Below are 14947 nucleotides of genomic sequence, written 5' to 3'. Positions count from 1 at the left end.
CGGCCAATCCGTTCAGGCGGCGCAGACAGCGCCCAACCTGTCGCTTTCGATCAATTCAAGCGAATATTCAGCCGTTTGCGCCTTCTCGCCGCGTCCACAGGAATGACGTTCCACAACCCTTCCGGTGGGCTCGAAACCCAACTTGCTCAGAACCTTTCCCGATGCGGGATTGTCGAGGAAATGCGAGCCATACAGCCGGGCATAGCCGAGCGTACGCGCGATCTCGATCACGGCGCGCCCTGCCTCCGTGGCATAGCCCTGCCCCCAATGCGGGCGAGCGATCCAGTATCCGATCTCAATCGCGTCGGCTTCGCCCGGAACCGGATCGATCCCGATGCATCCGATCACCGCTGCGTCACGGGCACGGGTGATCAGAAAACGCGGGTGCAGCGGCGCAATCGGCAAGGCCGTAAATTCGCGCGCATCCTGTTCACTGTACGGCCACGGCGCCCTTGCGAGATTACGCACGACGCCTTCATCGGCGATACCTGACAGGACACCCTGCCAGTCTTCAGGCCAAATCGGTCTTAACAGCAATCTTTCGCTACGATGGAACACGAGCAATCCCTCTCTCGCCCCGCGCCGCCGATAAGGCCTGCGCATGACAATTTCATGGCCACGAAACAAAATGATTCGATGGCCGGTTTCGAGGGAGATACGAGAAGAGGGAGACGGCACTCCCCCGGCTAAACCGAGGTGGCCCTTCTCCCTCTACGGTGCCGGATCAGATGTCCGGCCTGGACCGCCCCGGTGGACGGTCCTTTTCATGAACCGTCCGGTTATTCGGCTGCTTCCGCAATCATGTCTACCGACACGTATTTGCGGCCAAGCTTGCCCTTGTGGAATCGCACCACGCCATTCGCGAGCGCGAACAGGGTGTGGTCCTTGCCCATGCCGACATTGGTGCCCGGATAGAATTTGGTGCCGCGCTGGCGCACGATGATGTTGCCGCCGATCACGTCCTGACCGCCGAACTTCTTCACACCAAGGCGACGACCGACTGAGTCGCGACCGTTACGCGATGAACCGCCTGCTTTTTTATGTGCCATGGTTCTCTAGTCCTTACTTGGCTTCGTCAGCCTTGGGCGCGGCCTTCTTGGCCGGTGCCTTCTTGGCCGGTGCTTTCTTGGCTGCAGGCTTCTTGGCCGGTGCAGCTTCGGCTTCCGCCTTGGGAGCGGCTTCCTTCTTGGCAGGAGCAGCCTTCTTCGCCGCGCCGGTGCCGACGTCAGTGATGCGCAGCAGGGTCATCTGCTGGCGATGGCCGTTCTTGCGGCGATAGTTGTGACGGCGACGCTTCTTGAAAACGACGACCTTCTCGCTCTTCGCCTGGGCGATGATTTCCGCCGAAACGGTGACCTTGGAAGCGTCAGCGACGGTGTCGCCCTCGCCTGCCAGCAGGACATCGCCCAGCGTAATCGTGTCGCCGGCTTCGCCTGCGAGCTTTTCAACGGCAATTTTGTCTCCGGCGGCAACCCGATATTGCTTGCCGCCCGTGCGCACTATCGCGAACATGGCTAAAACTCTCTGTCTCGTGCTGTGCCCGGACTGGTGCAACCTCGCGCCAGCCGAACGGCAGTGCAGCGCCGCGAACTTGCAGCGCCGGAAAGAAGCGTGCCGTTAAGGGAAAGGCGGCAGCAAGTCAACGCTCGACTTGTGACATTTTCGCAAAGGGTCGTTTGCGTAAGGTGGGTTTGCCACTCGGCTGCGTCATGATAACAGAACGCGGGATCATGAATAGCTTTAAAGCCGCCTTTGCCCTGTTTGGACTTGCCTGCACGGCGCTTGCCGGATGTGCTGGCAGCAGCGATGATTATCCATCGCTGGCAATCCGTGATGCGGAGCGGGTGACGGGCAGCCTTTCGCCGGCAAGCCAGCCGTCTGCCCCTGCCCTTTCGGCGCAAACCATCGAATCGATCGACGCAGCTCTGTTATCCGCGCAATCGATGCATGCGCGTTTCCTTGACGCCCGGCCACAGGCCGCCGCGCTGGTGGATGCCGCGCGCGGTAGCGGGCCGGAAAGCGACAATCGCGCAAAGGCCCTGATCGCCATGGCCGACCTCACTTCGCTCCACAGCGAAACTGCCATTACGCTGGCTGAACTCGATCGGATGGAGGTCGAGGCTGCAACCGAATTTGCATCGGTCGACACGATCAGATCGGCGCAGATCGAGGTCAAGAAACTGGTGTCGGATCAGGATCTGATCCTGGACGCACTCTGGTCGGAGATTGATGGATGAACCTCGCTTGCGAGACTTGCCCGGTCAAGGAAACGGCCGCCTGTTCGGTTCTTACCGAAGAGGAACGTGACGCACTGGCTGCTGCCGGACGCACCCGCACGATCAAACGCGGCGAAATGCTTTTTGCCGCAGGGGACGAAGACGCGGCTTGCGCTACGCTCGTCAGTGGGGCGCTAAAGGTGTCGGCCTATGATCAAGACGGGAACGAGCAGATCCTCGCTCTGGTGCATCCGGCCGGGTTCATCGGCGAACTGTTCGCGCCTTTCGCCCATCATGACGTTGTCGCTCTGACCGAGAGCAAGCTTTGCACCTTCGCGCGCGGCGACATCGAACGCGCGATCGATGATTATCCCGCCCTTGCCCGCGCGCTTCTGCGTCGCAGCCAGGAAGACCTGCTGGCGACCCGCAACCTGCTGGAACTGACGGCCCACGCCAGCGCCGAATCGCGTCTGGCGGCGCTGCTGCACGACTTCGCCGCCGCGGCGAGCCAGTCGTCCTGCCACCTTGCGCGGGAATTCGAACTGCCGCTGACGCGCGGGGAAATCGCCAACATGCTGGGCCTGACGATCGAAACCGTCAGCCGCAAGCTCGGCGAACTCGAAGACACCGGGGCGATTGTGCGCAAAGGAAAGCGCGGAATCGAAATCGTCGATTCCGCGCTTTTACAGGATATTTCGCGGCGCTGATCGGGGAGGGTCACACGCCCCTGTCGGGAAGCCACTCACTTCCCAATTCGGTTAGCTCACGATCGCGGCGATCGTTGCGGTGGTGATGCCCCAGACCAGCACAAGAACCGGCAGCAGCAACACCTGTACCGCTGCATCGCGCGGGGCGAGTCGCCCGGTGTTGGTCATGATGCCGTTGGCTTCGAACTGGCCCATCGTCATCGGCTTGCTGTCATTGCCTTTCAGCCGGGTCCACACAGCGGGGACGCCGAAACCGGCGATCATGAAGAAGGCAAAGATCACCATCGGAATGATCAACACCGGATTGCCAAAACCGGCGGCCATTACCCCGACAAAGCCGAGGTAGCAGGCGACTGTCCCGGCATAGAGCGCATTGGGCAGGCCGAAGCTGCGATCACGCTTCACGCCGAATTTCGGCGCGTCGACGATGCGGGCTTCGCCGGTTTGAATCTTGTCCTGTACGAGCTTGCTCATGAACCATCTCCCTATTCGAGGGCGAGGATTATGCCGCCGGAAACCAACCGGCCTTGATCGATATCAAATCACCGCATTTTTTCAGTCGGCCCAGCGGGCAAGATCGGCATGGTCCTGATCGCGCGGCTCGATCCAGTGCCACTCCCCGGCGCGTTTCTCGCGCTTCCAGAACCATGCGGCGCTCTTCAGATGATCCATGCAGAAGTCGACCGCATCGATCGCATCCCGACGATGGCGCGCCGCGGCAGAGACACAGACAATAGGCTCTCCCGGACGCATCATCCCGACGCGGTGAACCATCAGCAATCCCATCAGATCGAACCGAGCAAAGGCCCGATCAGCCAGTTCGTGCATTCCCGGCAGGGTCAGCGGCTCGTAATGGGTCAACTCGAGCGCCTCGACACCGGCGTCCGACCGGACCTCTCCCACAAAGGTGCAGACCCCGCCCAAACCCGGATTCGCTTGAGTGAACGGGCCGATCAACGTGCCGGGAACGAACATCCGGTCGAGCAGGAGAATGTCGCGCATCGCCTATCCGCCAGACACCGGGGGCAGCATCGCGATCTCGTCGCCCGCTGCCGCAGCCAGAGACGCTTTGTCAGCGACAAGCGCGCCATTGACGGCAATACGATTGCGCGGGTCTTGCGCCGCCTGTGCCAAACCTTCGGGCAAGCCAGCCAGCAATCCCGTCCAATCGAGCGGCGCTGGCAAGGCAATCTCTGGTGATCCCCCCAGATCGGCAAGCTTGCCCAGCAAGACTATGCGCACTCCCGGCATCAGCCACCCGTCATCGACATATGCCGCGCCAGATGCGGGTCGGCACCGCGCTGGTCCATACGGAAGTGATGCTTTTCCGGCTTGATCATCATCGCCCGTTCCAGCGCGTCGGCCAATTCGGCCTGCGGATCGTCTGAACGCAGCGCAGCCCGCAGATCGACCCGTTCGCTCCCGCCGAGGCAGGGGTAAAGCTGACCGGTAGCCGTCACCCTCAACCGATTACACCCGGCGCAGAAGTTGTTGGTGTGGGGCGTGATGAAGCCGAGCCGACCGCCAGTTTCAGCAATGTCGACATAGCGCGCAGGCCCGCCAGTGGAGGCATCATTGTCGCGCAGCGTCCAGCGCCGCTCCAACTGATCGCGCACATCGCTCAGCGGCAGATACTGGTCGAGCCGCTCTTCCTCGACATCGCCCAGCGGCATCACCTCGATCAGGGTGACATCGTGCCCCTGCCCATGCGCCCATGCGATCAGGTCCGGCAATTCGTCTTCGTTCACGCCTTTAAGCGCGACGGCGTTGAGCTTCACCTTCAATCCGGCCGCCTTGGCTGCGGCGATCCCTTCCATCACCTGCGGCAGCGCATCACGCCGGGTGAGCCGAGCAAAGCGATCACGATCCAGCGTATCGAGCGAAATGTTGACCCGCCGCACCCCGGCCTTCACCAGCGCATCGGCATGACCTGCAAGCTGGGTCGCATTGGTGGTGAGCGTCAATTCCTCAAGCCCGTGTCCCAGCCTGCGACCAAGCGCCGAAAACAGGTCCATGATGTCGCGCCGCACCAGCGGCTCACCGCCTGTGATCCGTATCTTGGTCACCCCGCGATCGATGAAGCCCGCCGCCAGTTCGTACAATTCCTCCAGCGTCAGGACTTCCTTCTTGGGAAGGAAAGTCATCCTCTCGGGCATGCAATAGGTGCAGCGCAGATCGCACCGGTCAGTCACCGAAAGACGCAGATAGGAAATGCGCCGCCGAAATGCGTCCACCAACGGCGCGGCACGGCTTGCCGGAGTGTTGTCGAGCACGATCAGATCGGGCTTGCGGTCAGATCCCTTGGTCATGGACCTCACAATAATGCCCCGTAACGCCGGGTGCATTCCCCAAATAGGCTAGCAGGGCGTCGAGTTCAGCGCCTTCCTCTCCTGCCACCACATTGACCCTTTTCGGGGTATAGGCCCGCGCCAGATCGCGTGCGACGGCCCGACGCCAGTCGGTGTGATCGGGGCCGGCGGGTGGCAAGACGATTGCGAGAGCTTCAACGTCAGCCTCCTCGATCACGGCGCGTGCGCCAGCAAGGTGTCCGGCAAAGAAAGCAGCCCCCGCCGCAAGACCATCGGCAGGCAGGTGTTCAACCGTGAAGACCCGCTGCTTGTCCGCCATCAGAGCGCCGGGCGTTCGCGGTGGAGCGTGATGCCGATCTGTTCGTTCGCTTCGGCAATCGCCAGCTTGACGATCTTGACCGTCACCGCCTGGACCCGTGCATCCTGCACGAACAGGGTTTCGCAGATGTGATCGGCGACCGCCTCGATCAGCTTGAAGTGCACGCCCTTGGGCAAGCCTTCGGAAGCGGCGAATTTGAGGTCCATGTAATTCTTGCTCGCATCCAGCGGCGTATCGGGATCATACCGATCCGCCACGTCATAACGCGCCTGAATGGTGATCCGCAGCGGCTGCGGCTTGCCGGTTTCCTCGGAATAGATGCCGGTGAGAACATCGACTTCGAGATCGGCGACTTCGAGTATGAGCGAATCGGTTTTGGTCATGGAACGGTGCCCTTAGCCGGGATTGCTCCACCTTGCGAAAATTGCTGTCGGCAGCAGCCGTTGCGGAGCGCCCTCGCCCAGCCCTTCTTCCAGAACCGCCAGATCGCCATGCTCGATCGTACCGGGCAGATCGCGCAGCGCCTCTTCGAGCAAACCCGCAATCGCAAGGCTGCTCATCCGCACGGCATAGACCGTCAGGAACAGGAAGCTGCTGTTGGCGTCCAGCAGCTTGGCGCAATCACCGATCAGCGCGGGCAGCCCCTCCTCCAATCGCCATGTCTCGTTCTTGGGACCGCGCCCGAATTTCGGCGGGTCGAGGATGATCCCGTCATAGCGCCGCTCGCGCCGCACTTCGCGCGCGGTGAACTTGGCCGCGTCATCAACCAGCCAGCGGATCGGGCGATCCTCCATGCCGGACAGCGCAGCATTCTCCCGCGCCTGCGCCACCGACTTCTTCGACGCATCAACGTGAGTGACAGGGCCATGATCGCTGAGCGCCAGCGAGCCGAGGCCGGTGTATCCGAACAGGTTGAGCGTCTGCGCATCGGTCCGCCCGCGCAGCTGTTCGCGCATCCATTCCCACACCGGGGCCATATCCGGGAAGAATTGCAAGTGACGGAACGGTGTGGGCTGCGCAGTGAAGCGCACGGTTTCCCAACCCAGTTCCCAGCCATTCTCGGGCAGTTCCTGCTTCATCACCCAACGACCGCCGCCGTCCTCGTCGGAGCCGGGGACAAACTCCCCTGCCGCTTTCCAAGGGAGGCGCGGTTTCCACATCGCTTGTGGTTCGGGACGGATGAAGGTGTAGTCGCCGAATTGCTCCAGCTTGCGGCCGCCGCCGCTGTCGAGCAGGTGGTAGCCGTCATCAACGCCCCACCCGGTGCATTTCATTACCGTAGGCTGCTCGACAAGTTTCGCCATCAGGCTGCAGCTGCCGCGTTTTCCAGCACGAAATCGCGCGATGCTTCGTAATCACCGGACAGTTCGACGAAGTGCTCCTCGCGCCCGAACAGGTCGCCCACGCGTGGCGGCAGGGCTGGACGCACGCCGACGGCACGTTCGATCATGTCGGGGAATTTTGCCGGGTGCGCCGTCGCCAGCGTGACCACTGGAACCAACGGATTGATCTCGTCCTGTGCCACAGCATCGCGTGCGGCGCTGAGGCCCACGGCGGTGTGCGGATCGATGATCTGCCCTGCTGCCTGATAGGCCCACTGCACCGCCCGCGCGGTCTGCTGCTGATCGGCGCGCAGGCTTTGAAACAGCGATCGGGCGCCTTCGCGCTGGGAATTGGTGAGCTGCATCGCCTTGGTCGTTTCGAACCCGCGCATCTGTTCGGCCAAGGCCGCACCATCGCGTCCTCCTGCATCGAACAAAAGCCGTTCGAAATTGGAGCTGACCTGAATGTCCATCGACGGGGTCTGCGTCGGGGTGACCGTTCCGGCGGAATAATCTCCGGTGGTCAGCGCGCGGTAGAGGATGTCGTTGACGTTGGTCGCCACCACCAGCGTTTCGATCGGCAGACCCATCTGCGCGGCGACATATCCAGCGAAGACATCGCCGAAATTGCCCGTGGGTACGCTGTAGGCGACCTTGCGATCAGGCGCGCCCAGTTGCAGCGCGGAGGTGAAGTAATAGACCACCTGCGCCATCAGCCGTGCCCAGTTGATCGAATTGACCGCCCCCAGATTGAGCGGACCGCCCAGCGAACGCGCCACCGAAGCATCGCCGAACATTGCCTTCACATGGCGCTGCGCGTCGTCGAAACTGCCTTCGATGGCGATGTTGTGCACATTGGGCGCGCGCACCGTCGTCATCTGGCGGCGCTGGACATCGCTGACCTTGCCGCTGGGATGGAGCATGAAGATTTCGACCCGGTCGCGCCCCGCCACCGCCCTGATCGCGGCGGAGCCGGTGTCGCCACTGGTCGCGCCAACGATTGTGAGCCGTTCGTCGCGTCGGGCGAGAAAAGTCTCGAACAGCCGGCCCAGCAATTGCAGCGCCACATCCTTGAACGCGAGCGTCGGGCCGTGGAACAATTCCAGCAGCCAATGCTGTTCATCCAGCTGCACCAGCGGTGTCACCGCTGCATGGCTGAATTCGCCGCCGTAAACCTGCTGGCAGATTTCGGTCAGTTCCTCACGCGTCAGGCTGTCGCCGAGAAAAGGCGCCATCACCTCCACTGCTACTTGCCAATAGGGCAAGCCACGCAAGTCGCGGATTTGCGCCTCGCTGAAACGCGGCCATTCGCGCGGCAGGTAAAGTCCCCCGTCAGAGGCAAGCCCTGCCAGCGTGACGCCTTCGAAATCGAGTACGGGCGCGCTGCCCCTGGTGGAGATGTATTCCATGGTGGTTTCGCGGTTAGCGATGGTGCGGCGCGGGGGCAAGCGAGTGTCGCTTGTCCATGCCCTAGTCCCGCTTCGCCAGTCTCGAACGCAGCGCGAACCCGTAGATTGCCAAAGCGGTGAGCGCGAAAAAGAACCACTGACCGGCATAGGCCAAGTGGTTGTTGGGAAGGTCGTTGGGGTTAGGACGCGCAAGCGGGCGCAGACCCGCCAGTCCCTCGGACGCGACCAGTTTGACGGTTTCGCCATAGGGGGCAACGATACCGGTAACGGAGCCTCCGCTCCATTCAGGCGGATTGGGGTCTCTGGACCAGCCGATGGCAACATCCGCTACTCCCGCCCCATTATGGTCACACCGGGCAATATGCGCCCAGCCCGATTGTCCGCGATCCGATTTGCCGGAAACGGAGTCGATGCCTCTCACCTGCACGCAATCGACGCGGCTGCGACGAAAGAGCGAGGCTTCATACGTGTCGGGCGAAGGCCATGCGATTTCCTCGGCCTCCGCCAGCGCCGTTTCATACCTTGCGATCAGTTCTGCCTTCTCATCGGCCCGGCCCAATTGCCAGAAGCCCAGCCACACCATCACCCCGGCCGCGGCGACAACGATAATCGTCGGGATCAACGGCAATTGGCGGATCATTCGGAAGGCTCCTTCTGCCGTTCATACGCCGCATAGAGCAGCAGGTGCTTATAGAGACGGAGGGCAAAGATCACCCCGCCCACTGTCACCGGTGCCCAGAATGCGGCCTGAAGCCAAAGGGGTGGCCGAAACGCCGCCTCTATCCCGACGGCGATCATCATCAGTACGATTGCGAGGATCACCGTCAGCATTCCGGCAAACCGCCCGCCGCGCTCCAACGCGCCAAGATCAAGCCGGCATCCGGAGCATTCCAGCGCAACGCGCGCGGGTGCTTCAAACAAGGTGGGCTCGCCGCAGCGGGGGCATAAACCCAAAAGGGCAGCCCGGACGATGCCGGACTGCCCTTTTCGTGTCTCAGGGCTTTCGCCCGGTTCCATCAGTGGACTTCGGCTCCCGCACCGCCCCAGATGTAAACGGCGATGAAGAGAAACAGCCAAACCACGTCAACGAAGTGCCAGTACCACGCGGCAGCTTCGAACCCGAAGTGCTGACGCGGGGTGAAGTGGCCAATGTAGGCCCGGTAGAGGCACACGCACAGGAAGATCGTACCGATCAGAACGTGGAACCCGTGGAACCCGGTCGCCATGTAGAAGGCCGAGCTGTAGGTGTTCTGGCCGAAAAGGAACGGCGCGACACTGTATTCGTAGGCCTGAATGCAGCTGAACAGCACTCCGAGCGCAACGGTAGCCCAGAGCCCCTGCTTCAGACCTTCGCGGTCGCCGTGGATCAGTGCGTGGTGCGCCCAGGTCACCGTGGTACCCGAACACAGCAGGATCAGCGTGTTGAGCAGCGGCAGGCTGAACGGGTCGAGCACTTCCATGCCTTCGGGCACGAGAGTGCCGAGGCCAAGCTTGCCTTCGCTCAGGAACAGGTTGTTGGTCGCCTGTTCGGCGGTGCCCGCAGCGGTTACCACCAAAGGATCGGGGAACAGCGCGAAGTCGAAGAAGCTCCAGAACCAGCCCACGAAGAACATGACTTCCGAAGCGATGAACAGAATCATGCCGTAGCGCATGTGAAGCTGCACCACCGGAGTGTGATCACCGCGCTGGGCTTCGATCACGACATTGCGGAACCAGAAAAAGAAGGTTGCCAGCAGACCTGCCAGACCGGCCCAGATCACGACATTGGCAGCCGCGCCGAACAGGTCAGGGTAGAAGCTCAGCACCATGCCGCTCGTGAATGTCAGCGCGGCAAACGCACCGATCAGCGGCCACGGATCCGGGTCCAGAATGTGATAGTCGTGGTTTACGTTTCCAGCCATGATTGCCTTCCCGTCCCTAGGAGAATTGCGTCTTATTGCGTGCGGTCCAGAGCACTCGATACGGGCTCTTTCGCGCGGTGAAAAGTGTAACTCAATGTGATTTGCTCGATATCGCCGATCACTTCATCGTCAAGGATGGCAGGATCGACGAAATAGAGCACGGGCATGTTGACTTCCTGCCCGGGTTCGAGCGTCTGCTCGGTAAAGCAGAAGCACTGGATCTTGTTGAAATAGATGCCGGCCTGCGCGGGCTCCACGTTAAAGGTCGCGGTACCGGTGATAGGCACAGCCGAATTGTTCTTGGCGACATAGGTCGCGATGTCGCGCTGGCCGATGCGAACAGTGTCGGTCGATCGGGCCGGGCGGAAATCCCACGGAACATCGCGCGCGGTCGATGCGTCGAAGCGGATCGAGATTTCCCGCATGGTGCCCACGGCCGCTGCCGCATTGGCATCGGCTTCGCTCGCCACCTGCGTCGTCCCACCAAAGCCGGTGACGCGGCAGAACAGGTCATACAACGGCACCGACGCATAGCCGAGGCCGAGCATGGCTACTGCGCCGAGAAAGGCGAGTGACCCGGTTCGCACATTCTTGCGGCTCTGGTCGCCATCAAGAGGAAGGCTCGCCATGATCAGTCGCCCATCCGTACCATGGTGATGGCGTAGAACAGCACGGCGAAAAACAGCAGCGTTCCGCCCACAACAAGGTTGCGGCTCTTCTGGCGGCGCTTGAATTCGGCTTCTTCTTCAGGCGTCATCCGAAGATTCCCGGCCCGATCAGCCCGTTGGCTGCGAGCATCCGATCAGCCACCAGAGCGGCAAACAGGACGAAGAGGTAGTAGATGCTGAATTTGAACAGGGTCTTTTCCGGGGTCATCGAATCGACCTCGCTCCGCGTCCTTGTGCCGACTGGCACTGCCAGCGCGAAGAACAGGATGGAAAGCACGACGGCGACGGAGCCGTAAACCCAGCTCGTCCCACCAATCAGCCACGGGGCCAGCGTCACCGGCGCAAGCAGGACCGTGTAGGCAAGAATCTGGCGACGGGTCGAACGCTCACCCGCAACAACCGGCATCATCGGGATGCCGACCTTGGCATAATCGGACTGCACGAACAGCGCGAGCGCCCAGAAATGCGGCGGGGTCCACATGAAGATGATGGCGAACAGCAGCACCGGCATGGCGGTGACTTCGCCGGTAACAGCGATCCAGCCGATCATCGGCGGGAACGCGCCAGCCCCGCCACCGATCACGATGTTCTGCGGGGTGCGCGGCTTCAGCCAGATGGTGTAGATGACCGCGTAATAGATGATCGCACCAAGCAGCAACGCCGCAGCGAGCCAGCCGATTGCGACGCCCATGAGCGCGACAGAAACTGCAGACAGGAACACGCCGAAATCACGCGCGTCATCGCGCCGCATACGGCCACCCGGCAGAGGGCGGTTGGCAGTACGCTTCATCCCCGCATCCAGGTCGGCTTCCCACCACTGGTTCAGCACAGCCGAACCGCCTGCGCCCATGGCGATGGCGAGAATGGCCGTAAATCCGAGGACGGGGTGAATCGTGCCCGGAGCTGCGAGCAGGCCGCAGATCGCCGTGAACACCACCAGTGTCATGACGCGCGGCTTCGTCAGCGCGAAGAAATCGCGCCATTCCGTCGGCAGCATCGTCGATGTGGTTGCGGTGTTCATTGCGGCAGTCTGCTTCGTCAGTCTATTCAGGAAGAGCGCGCCTCAACGACGCGCCCTCCCCGTTTTCCTTTAGTTTGCCAACCCGGCGCTATGCCGGGCAGCCGGATCGCGTCAGGCGGTTGCCGGACGGTGATCGTGGTAATCGTGGTGGTCCTCGATCACCGGAAGGGTTTCGAACTGGTGGAACGGCGGCGGGCTCGAGAGAGTCCACTCAAGCGTGGTCGCACCTTCACCCCACGGGTTGGCTTCAGCCTTCTTGCCGGCCAGGAAGGCGTAGGCGAGGTTGGCGAAGAACAGCACCATCGAGCCCGCCATGATCACATAGCCGATCGAGCTGATCTCGTTCCAGTAGGCGAATGCTTCCGGATAGTCGGGGTAACGACGCGGCATGCCCTGCATCCCGAGGAAGTGCTGCGGGAAGAAGATAACGTTCACGCCAACGAAGAAGGTCCAGAAGTGGATGTGCGACAGCAGTTCGGAATGCATCCGGCCGCTCATCTTCGGGAACCAGTAGTAGAAGCCGGCGAACATCGAGAACACGGCACCCATCGACAGCACGTAGTGGAAGTGCGCCACCACGTAGTAGGTGTCGTGCAGGTTGTCGTCGATACCGCCGTTGGCCAGCACCACGCCCGTCACACCGCCAACGGTGAACAGGAAAATGAAGCCCAGCGCCCAGACCATCGGCGACTTGAATTCGAGGCTGCCGCCCCACATCGTCGCGATCCAGCTGAAGATCTTCACCCCGGTCGGAACCGCGATGACCATGGTGGCCGCGGTGAAGTACATCTTCGTATTCACGTCGAGGCCGACGGTGTACATGTGGTGCGCCCACACGATGAAGCCGACGACGCCGATCGCGACCATGGCGTATGCCATGCCGAGGTAGCCGAATACCGGCTTGCGGCTGAAGGTAGCCACGATCTGCGAGATCATGCCGAAGCCCGGCAGGATCATGATGTACACTTCGGGATGACCAAAGAACCAGAACAGGTGCTGATAGAGCACCGGATCACCACCACCGGCAGGATTGAAGAAGGTCGTGCCGAAGTTGCGATCGGTCAGCAGCATGGTGATGGCCGCAGCCAGCACCGGCAGCGCCAGGAGCAGCAGGAATGCCGTAACCAGCACCGACCAAACGAACAGCGGCATCTTGTGCAGGGTCATGCCCGGCGCACGCATATTGAAGATGGTGGTGATGAAGTTGGTCGCACCCAGGATCGAGCCCGCACCTGCGAGGTGGAGCGAGAAGATCGCAAAGTCGACAGCCGGGCCAACCGAACCGGTGGTCGAAAGCGGCGCATAGACCGTCCAGCCCACACCGGCACCAAGACCGCTGCCACCCGGAACGAACATCGAGAACAACAGGCTCAGGAAGCCGACAACGGTCAACCAGAAGGAGATGTTGTTCATGCGCGGGAACGCCATGTCAGGCGCGCCGATCATCAACGGAACAAACCAGTTGCCGAAGCCGCCGATCATCGCGGGCATGACCATGAAGAACACCATGATCAGGCCGTGAGCGGTGATGAAAACGTTCCACATGTGGCCCGCCGCCGCGATATCCTCAGGCGAGGAATTCGCAAACCAGTGCAGATACTGGATGCCCGGCTCGGCCAGCTCAAACCGCATGATGCCCGAAATGGCACCACCGACGATCCCCGCGATGATCGCGAAGATCAGGTAAAGCGTGCCGATATCCTTGTGGTTAGTCGACATGAACCAGCGGGCGAAGAAGCCCGGCTTGTGGTCCGCGTGATCATGACCATGATCGCCACCATGTCCTGCGGCCGGTGCGAAACTGTCAGCGGTGGTTGCCATCGTTTGCGTCTCTTCAGTTCGTTCTAATTCGTAAAACTTGTTGCTTGGTCAGGCTTAGGCTGCCGGGGCAGCTTCCGCCTCGCCTTCGGTCGCGGGAGCAGCTTCAGCAACCGCTTCGGCGCCCGGCATGGTGCCACCCTTGGAAGCGACCCACTTTTCAAAGTCTTCCATCGGCACAGCTTCGACTGCGATCGGCATGTAGCCATGCAGGGCTCCGCACAGCTCGGAACACTGACCGTAGTAAACGCCCGGCTCGTCAATCACGAGCATGCGTTCGTTCAGACGGCCGGGAACCGCATCCTGCTTGAACCACAGCGACGGCACGGCGAAAGCATGGATCACATCGGCAGCGGTGGTCTGGATGCGCAGTGGCACACCAACCGGCACAACCATGCGGTTGTCGACTGCCAACTGGTGAGGCTCACCGCTGGTCAGCGCTTCGTTTTCGTCGAGCATGTTCGACACGAGCTCGATGTCATGATCGGGATATTCATAACCCCAATACCACTGATAACCCACGGCCTTGATCGTGATCGCGTCGGCGGGCGGCGTTTCGAATTGACGCGCAAGCAGCGTGATCGAAGGCACCGCAATGACGACGAGGATCAGGGCCGGAATCACGGTCCAGATCACTTCGATAGCGGTGTTATGGGTGTTCTTGGACGGGATCGGGTTGGCACGGCGATTGTAGCGCACGATCACCCACAGCAGCAAAGCGAGAACAAACAGGCTGATCGCGGTGATCACCGGGAGCAGGATCCAGTCATGCATCCACAGCGCGTAGGCACCATCAGCCGTGTACTGATCCTGGAAGGTCAGGCCGCGGTCGACGGGCATACCCTTGCCATCAGTCGGCGCCATCGGCGTGTAGACAGCAGCATCAACAGCGCCCTCCACGGTAGCTGCCGCAGCATCATCTGCAGCTGCATCCACTTCCTGCGCCAAGGAAACCTGCGGTGTCGCAAGAACGAACACAGCCGCCATCAGCGCGAGAAATCCAAATTTCATGCGGGCAAAAGCCTGACCCATAATCATGCCTAATCGCTTATCGTGTTTTTATCCCATGCCGGACTTCGAGGTCATTTGCACAGCCTTTGGGCCCGGCGACTTCCGACATTTCTGCCGAATTCAACGCCCCCTTAGCCGCGCTTGCCCAGTGCCTCAAGCGCTTCTAGGGAGAAAATTATGCAAGGCTGCATGACGCTCGCGCAAGCACCTGCGTTTCCAGCCCCTTTTTCTCCCTGAGTTACCGGA

21 protein-coding genes are annotated in these 14947 nt (G+C 61.4%); 2 read left to right on the top strand and 19 right to left on the bottom strand.

The genetic code is table 11. The annotated features are described in order from the left end of the window. Window positions 1-12: 12 nt before the first annotated feature. The 3 genes from L1K66_RS07985 to rplU all read right to left on the bottom strand — a co-directional run bounded on the left by L1K66_RS07985 (window position 13) and on the right by rplU (window position 1512). Window positions 13-558 carry a GNAT family N-acetyltransferase gene (locus L1K66_RS07985; RefSeq protein ID WP_252260417.1) on the bottom strand — a complete coding sequence of 182 codons (546 nt, stop codon included), beginning with the start codon at window positions 556-558 and terminating at the stop codon, window positions 13-15. A 221-nt stretch (window positions 559-779) separates the two neighbouring features. After that, window positions 780-1049 carry a 50S ribosomal protein L27 gene (gene rpmA, locus L1K66_RS07980; protein ID WP_034952804.1) on the bottom strand — a complete coding sequence of 90 codons (270 nt, stop codon included), beginning with the start codon at window positions 1047-1049 and terminating at the stop codon, window positions 780-782. A 13-nt stretch (window positions 1050-1062) separates the two neighbouring features. Further along, window positions 1063-1512: a 50S ribosomal protein L21 gene (gene rplU, locus L1K66_RS07975; RefSeq protein WP_252260416.1), complete on the bottom strand. Its 450-nt coding sequence runs from the start codon at window positions 1510-1512 to the stop codon at window positions 1063-1065. A 218-nt stretch (window positions 1513-1730) separates the two neighbouring features. Between rplU and L1K66_RS07970 the strand changes: the two genes are divergently transcribed. Continuing rightward, window positions 1731-2237 carry a hypothetical protein gene (locus L1K66_RS07970; RefSeq protein WP_252260415.1) on the top strand — a complete coding sequence of 169 codons (507 nt, stop codon included), beginning with the start codon at window positions 1731-1733 and terminating at the stop codon, window positions 2235-2237. Next, window positions 2234-2923: a Crp/Fnr family transcriptional regulator gene (locus L1K66_RS07965; RefSeq protein ID WP_252260414.1), complete on the top strand. Its 690-nt coding sequence runs from the start codon at window positions 2234-2236 to the stop codon at window positions 2921-2923. Before L1K66_RS07970 ends, L1K66_RS07965 begins: the two co-directional genes overlap by 4 nt. A gap of 51 nt (window positions 2924-2974) precedes the next feature. On the opposite strand, the gene L1K66_RS07960 is transcribed toward L1K66_RS07965, so the two are convergent. The 16 genes from L1K66_RS07960 to coxB form a co-directional block, all read right to left on the bottom strand. Next, window positions 2975-3397: a hypothetical protein gene (locus L1K66_RS07960; RefSeq protein ID WP_252260413.1), complete on the bottom strand. Its 423-nt coding sequence runs from the start codon at window positions 3395-3397 to the stop codon at window positions 2975-2977. A gap of 81 nt (window positions 3398-3478) precedes the next feature. Then, on the bottom strand, window positions 3479-3925 hold the full coding sequence (locus L1K66_RS07955) for a molybdenum cofactor biosynthesis protein MoaE (RefSeq protein ID WP_252260412.1): 447 nt from the start codon (window positions 3923-3925) through the stop codon (window positions 3479-3481). Window positions 3926-3928: 3 nt separating this feature from the next. Continuing rightward, window positions 3929-4174, bottom strand: coding sequence for a MoaD/ThiS family protein (locus L1K66_RS07950; protein WP_252260411.1), 246 nt, complete (start codon window positions 4172-4174; stop codon window positions 3929-3931). Continuing rightward, a complete protein-coding gene (gene moaA, locus L1K66_RS07945; protein WP_252260410.1) occupies window positions 4174-5232 on the bottom strand; it encodes a GTP 3',8-cyclase MoaA in 1059 nt (352 codons plus the stop codon). Before moaA ends, L1K66_RS07950 begins: the two co-directional genes overlap by 1 nt. Beyond that, window positions 5216-5551 carry a Rossmann fold domain-containing protein gene (locus L1K66_RS07940; RefSeq protein WP_252260409.1) on the bottom strand — a complete coding sequence of 112 codons (336 nt, stop codon included), beginning with the start codon at window positions 5549-5551 and terminating at the stop codon, window positions 5216-5218. Before L1K66_RS07940 ends, moaA begins: the two co-directional genes overlap by 17 nt. Beyond that, window positions 5551-5934: a dihydroneopterin aldolase gene (locus tag L1K66_RS07935; protein ID WP_034952790.1), complete on the bottom strand. Its 384-nt coding sequence runs from the start codon at window positions 5932-5934 to the stop codon at window positions 5551-5553. Before L1K66_RS07935 ends, L1K66_RS07940 begins: the two co-directional genes overlap by 1 nt. 12 nt (window positions 5935-5946) lie before the next feature. Continuing rightward, on the bottom strand, window positions 5947-6855 hold the full coding sequence (locus tag L1K66_RS07930; RefSeq protein WP_252260408.1) for a class I SAM-dependent methyltransferase: 909 nt from the start codon (window positions 6853-6855) through the stop codon (window positions 5947-5949). Next, window positions 6855-8282, bottom strand: coding sequence for a threonine synthase (gene thrC / locus L1K66_RS07925; protein WP_252260407.1), 1428 nt, complete (start codon window positions 8280-8282; stop codon window positions 6855-6857). Before thrC ends, L1K66_RS07930 begins: the two co-directional genes overlap by 1 nt. 61 nt (window positions 8283-8343) lie before the next feature. Next, window positions 8344-8922 carry an SURF1 family cytochrome oxidase biogenesis protein gene (locus L1K66_RS07920; protein ID WP_252260406.1) on the bottom strand — a complete coding sequence of 193 codons (579 nt, stop codon included), beginning with the start codon at window positions 8920-8922 and terminating at the stop codon, window positions 8344-8346. Continuing rightward, a complete protein-coding gene (locus L1K66_RS07915) occupies window positions 8919-9203 on the bottom strand; it encodes a DUF983 domain-containing protein (RefSeq protein ID WP_252260404.1) in 285 nt (94 codons plus the stop codon). Before L1K66_RS07915 ends, L1K66_RS07920 begins: the two co-directional genes overlap by 4 nt. A 95-nt stretch (window positions 9204-9298) precedes the next feature. Next, window positions 9299-10183: a cytochrome c oxidase subunit 3 gene (locus tag L1K66_RS07910; protein WP_252260403.1), complete on the bottom strand. Its 885-nt coding sequence runs from the start codon at window positions 10181-10183 to the stop codon at window positions 9299-9301. Between the two features lie 32 nt (window positions 10184-10215). Further along, complete coding sequence (locus tag L1K66_RS07905) at window positions 10216-10812, bottom strand: cytochrome c oxidase assembly protein (protein ID WP_252260401.1); 597 nt, start codon at window positions 10810-10812, stop codon at window positions 10216-10218. A 2-nt stretch (window positions 10813-10814) separates the two neighbouring features. Beyond that, window positions 10815-10940: a hypothetical protein gene (locus L1K66_RS16450; protein WP_034952780.1), complete on the bottom strand. Its 126-nt coding sequence runs from the start codon at window positions 10938-10940 to the stop codon at window positions 10815-10817. Further along, window positions 10937-11872: a heme o synthase gene (locus L1K66_RS07900; protein WP_252260400.1), complete on the bottom strand. Its 936-nt coding sequence runs from the start codon at window positions 11870-11872 to the stop codon at window positions 10937-10939. Before L1K66_RS07900 ends, L1K66_RS16450 begins: the two co-directional genes overlap by 4 nt. Window positions 11873-11983: 111 nt before the next feature. Further along, a complete protein-coding gene (gene ctaD, locus L1K66_RS07895) occupies window positions 11984-13693 on the bottom strand; it encodes a cytochrome c oxidase subunit I (RefSeq protein WP_252260399.1) in 1710 nt (569 codons plus the stop codon). 54 nt (window positions 13694-13747) lie between these two features. Beyond that, complete coding sequence (coxB, locus tag L1K66_RS07890; protein WP_252260398.1) at window positions 13748-14701, bottom strand: cytochrome c oxidase subunit II; 954 nt, start codon at window positions 14699-14701, stop codon at window positions 13748-13750. Window positions 14702-14947: the final 246 nt, after the last annotated feature.

Origin of the sequence: Erythrobacter aurantius (assembly GCF_023823125.1) — a bacterium.
GTDB classification, from domain to species: domain Bacteria; phylum Pseudomonadota; class Alphaproteobacteria; order Sphingomonadales; family Sphingomonadaceae; genus Erythrobacter; species Erythrobacter aurantius.
Note: the sequence above shows the minus strand (reverse complement) of the source record. Positions and strands in the feature narration are given on the sequence as shown.

Bases quoted from the DNA above. Each gene is read 5' to 3' on its own strand.
- rpmA (WP_034952804.1), bottom strand. From the start codon at position 1,049: ATGGCACATAAAAAAGCAGGCGGTTCATCGCGTAACGGTCGCGACTCA.
- rplU (WP_252260416.1), bottom strand. From the start codon at position 1,512: ATGTTCGCGATAGTGCGCACGGGCGGCAAGCAATATCGGGTTGCCGCC.
- L1K66_RS07970 (WP_252260415.1), top strand. From the start codon at position 1,731: ATGAATAGCTTTAAAGCCGCCTTTGCCCTGTTTGGACTTGCCTGCACG.
- L1K66_RS07965 (WP_252260414.1), top strand. From the start codon at position 2,234: ATGAACCTCGCTTGCGAGACTTGCCCGGTCAAGGAAACGGCCGCCTGT.
- L1K66_RS07960 (WP_252260413.1), bottom strand. From the start codon at position 3,397: ATGAGCAAGCTCGTACAGGACAAGATTCAAACCGGCGAAGCCCGCATC.
- L1K66_RS07955 (WP_252260412.1), bottom strand. From the start codon at position 3,925: ATGCGCGACATTCTCCTGCTCGACCGGATGTTCGTTCCCGGCACGTTG.
- L1K66_RS07950 (WP_252260411.1), bottom strand. From the start codon at position 4,174: ATGCCGGGAGTGCGCATAGTCTTGCTGGGCAAGCTTGCCGATCTGGGG.
- moaA (WP_252260410.1), bottom strand. From the start codon at position 5,232: ATGACCAAGGGATCTGACCGCAAGCCCGATCTGATCGTGCTCGACAAC.
- L1K66_RS07940 (WP_252260409.1), bottom strand. From the start codon at position 5,551: ATGGCGGACAAGCAGCGGGTCTTCACGGTTGAACACCTGCCTGCCGAT.
- L1K66_RS07935 (WP_034952790.1), bottom strand. From the start codon at position 5,934: ATGACCAAAACCGATTCGCTCATACTCGAAGTCGCCGATCTCGAAGTC.
- L1K66_RS07930 (WP_252260408.1), bottom strand. From the start codon at position 6,855: ATGGCGAAACTTGTCGAGCAGCCTACGGTAATGAAATGCACCGGGTGG.
- thrC (WP_252260407.1), bottom strand. From the start codon at position 8,282: ATGGAATACATCTCCACCAGGGGCAGCGCGCCCGTACTCGATTTCGAA.
- L1K66_RS07920 (WP_252260406.1), bottom strand. From the start codon at position 8,922: ATGATCCGCCAATTGCCGTTGATCCCGACGATTATCGTTGTCGCCGCG.
- L1K66_RS07910 (WP_252260403.1), bottom strand. From the start codon at position 10,183: ATGGCTGGAAACGTAAACCACGACTATCACATTCTGGACCCGGATCCG.
- L1K66_RS07905 (WP_252260401.1), bottom strand. From the start codon at position 10,812: ATGGCGAGCCTTCCTCTTGATGGCGACCAGAGCCGCAAGAATGTGCGA.
- L1K66_RS16450 (WP_034952780.1), bottom strand. From the start codon at position 10,940: ATGACGCCTGAAGAAGAAGCCGAATTCAAGCGCCGCCAGAAGAGCCGC.
- L1K66_RS07900 (WP_252260400.1), bottom strand. From the start codon at position 11,872: ATGAACACCGCAACCACATCGACGATGCTGCCGACGGAATGGCGCGAT.
- ctaD (WP_252260399.1), bottom strand. From the start codon at position 13,693: ATGGCAACCACCGCTGACAGTTTCGCACCGGCCGCAGGACATGGTGGC.
- coxB (WP_252260398.1), bottom strand. From the start codon at position 14,701: ATGAAATTTGGATTTCTCGCGCTGATGGCGGCTGTGTTCGTTCTTGCG.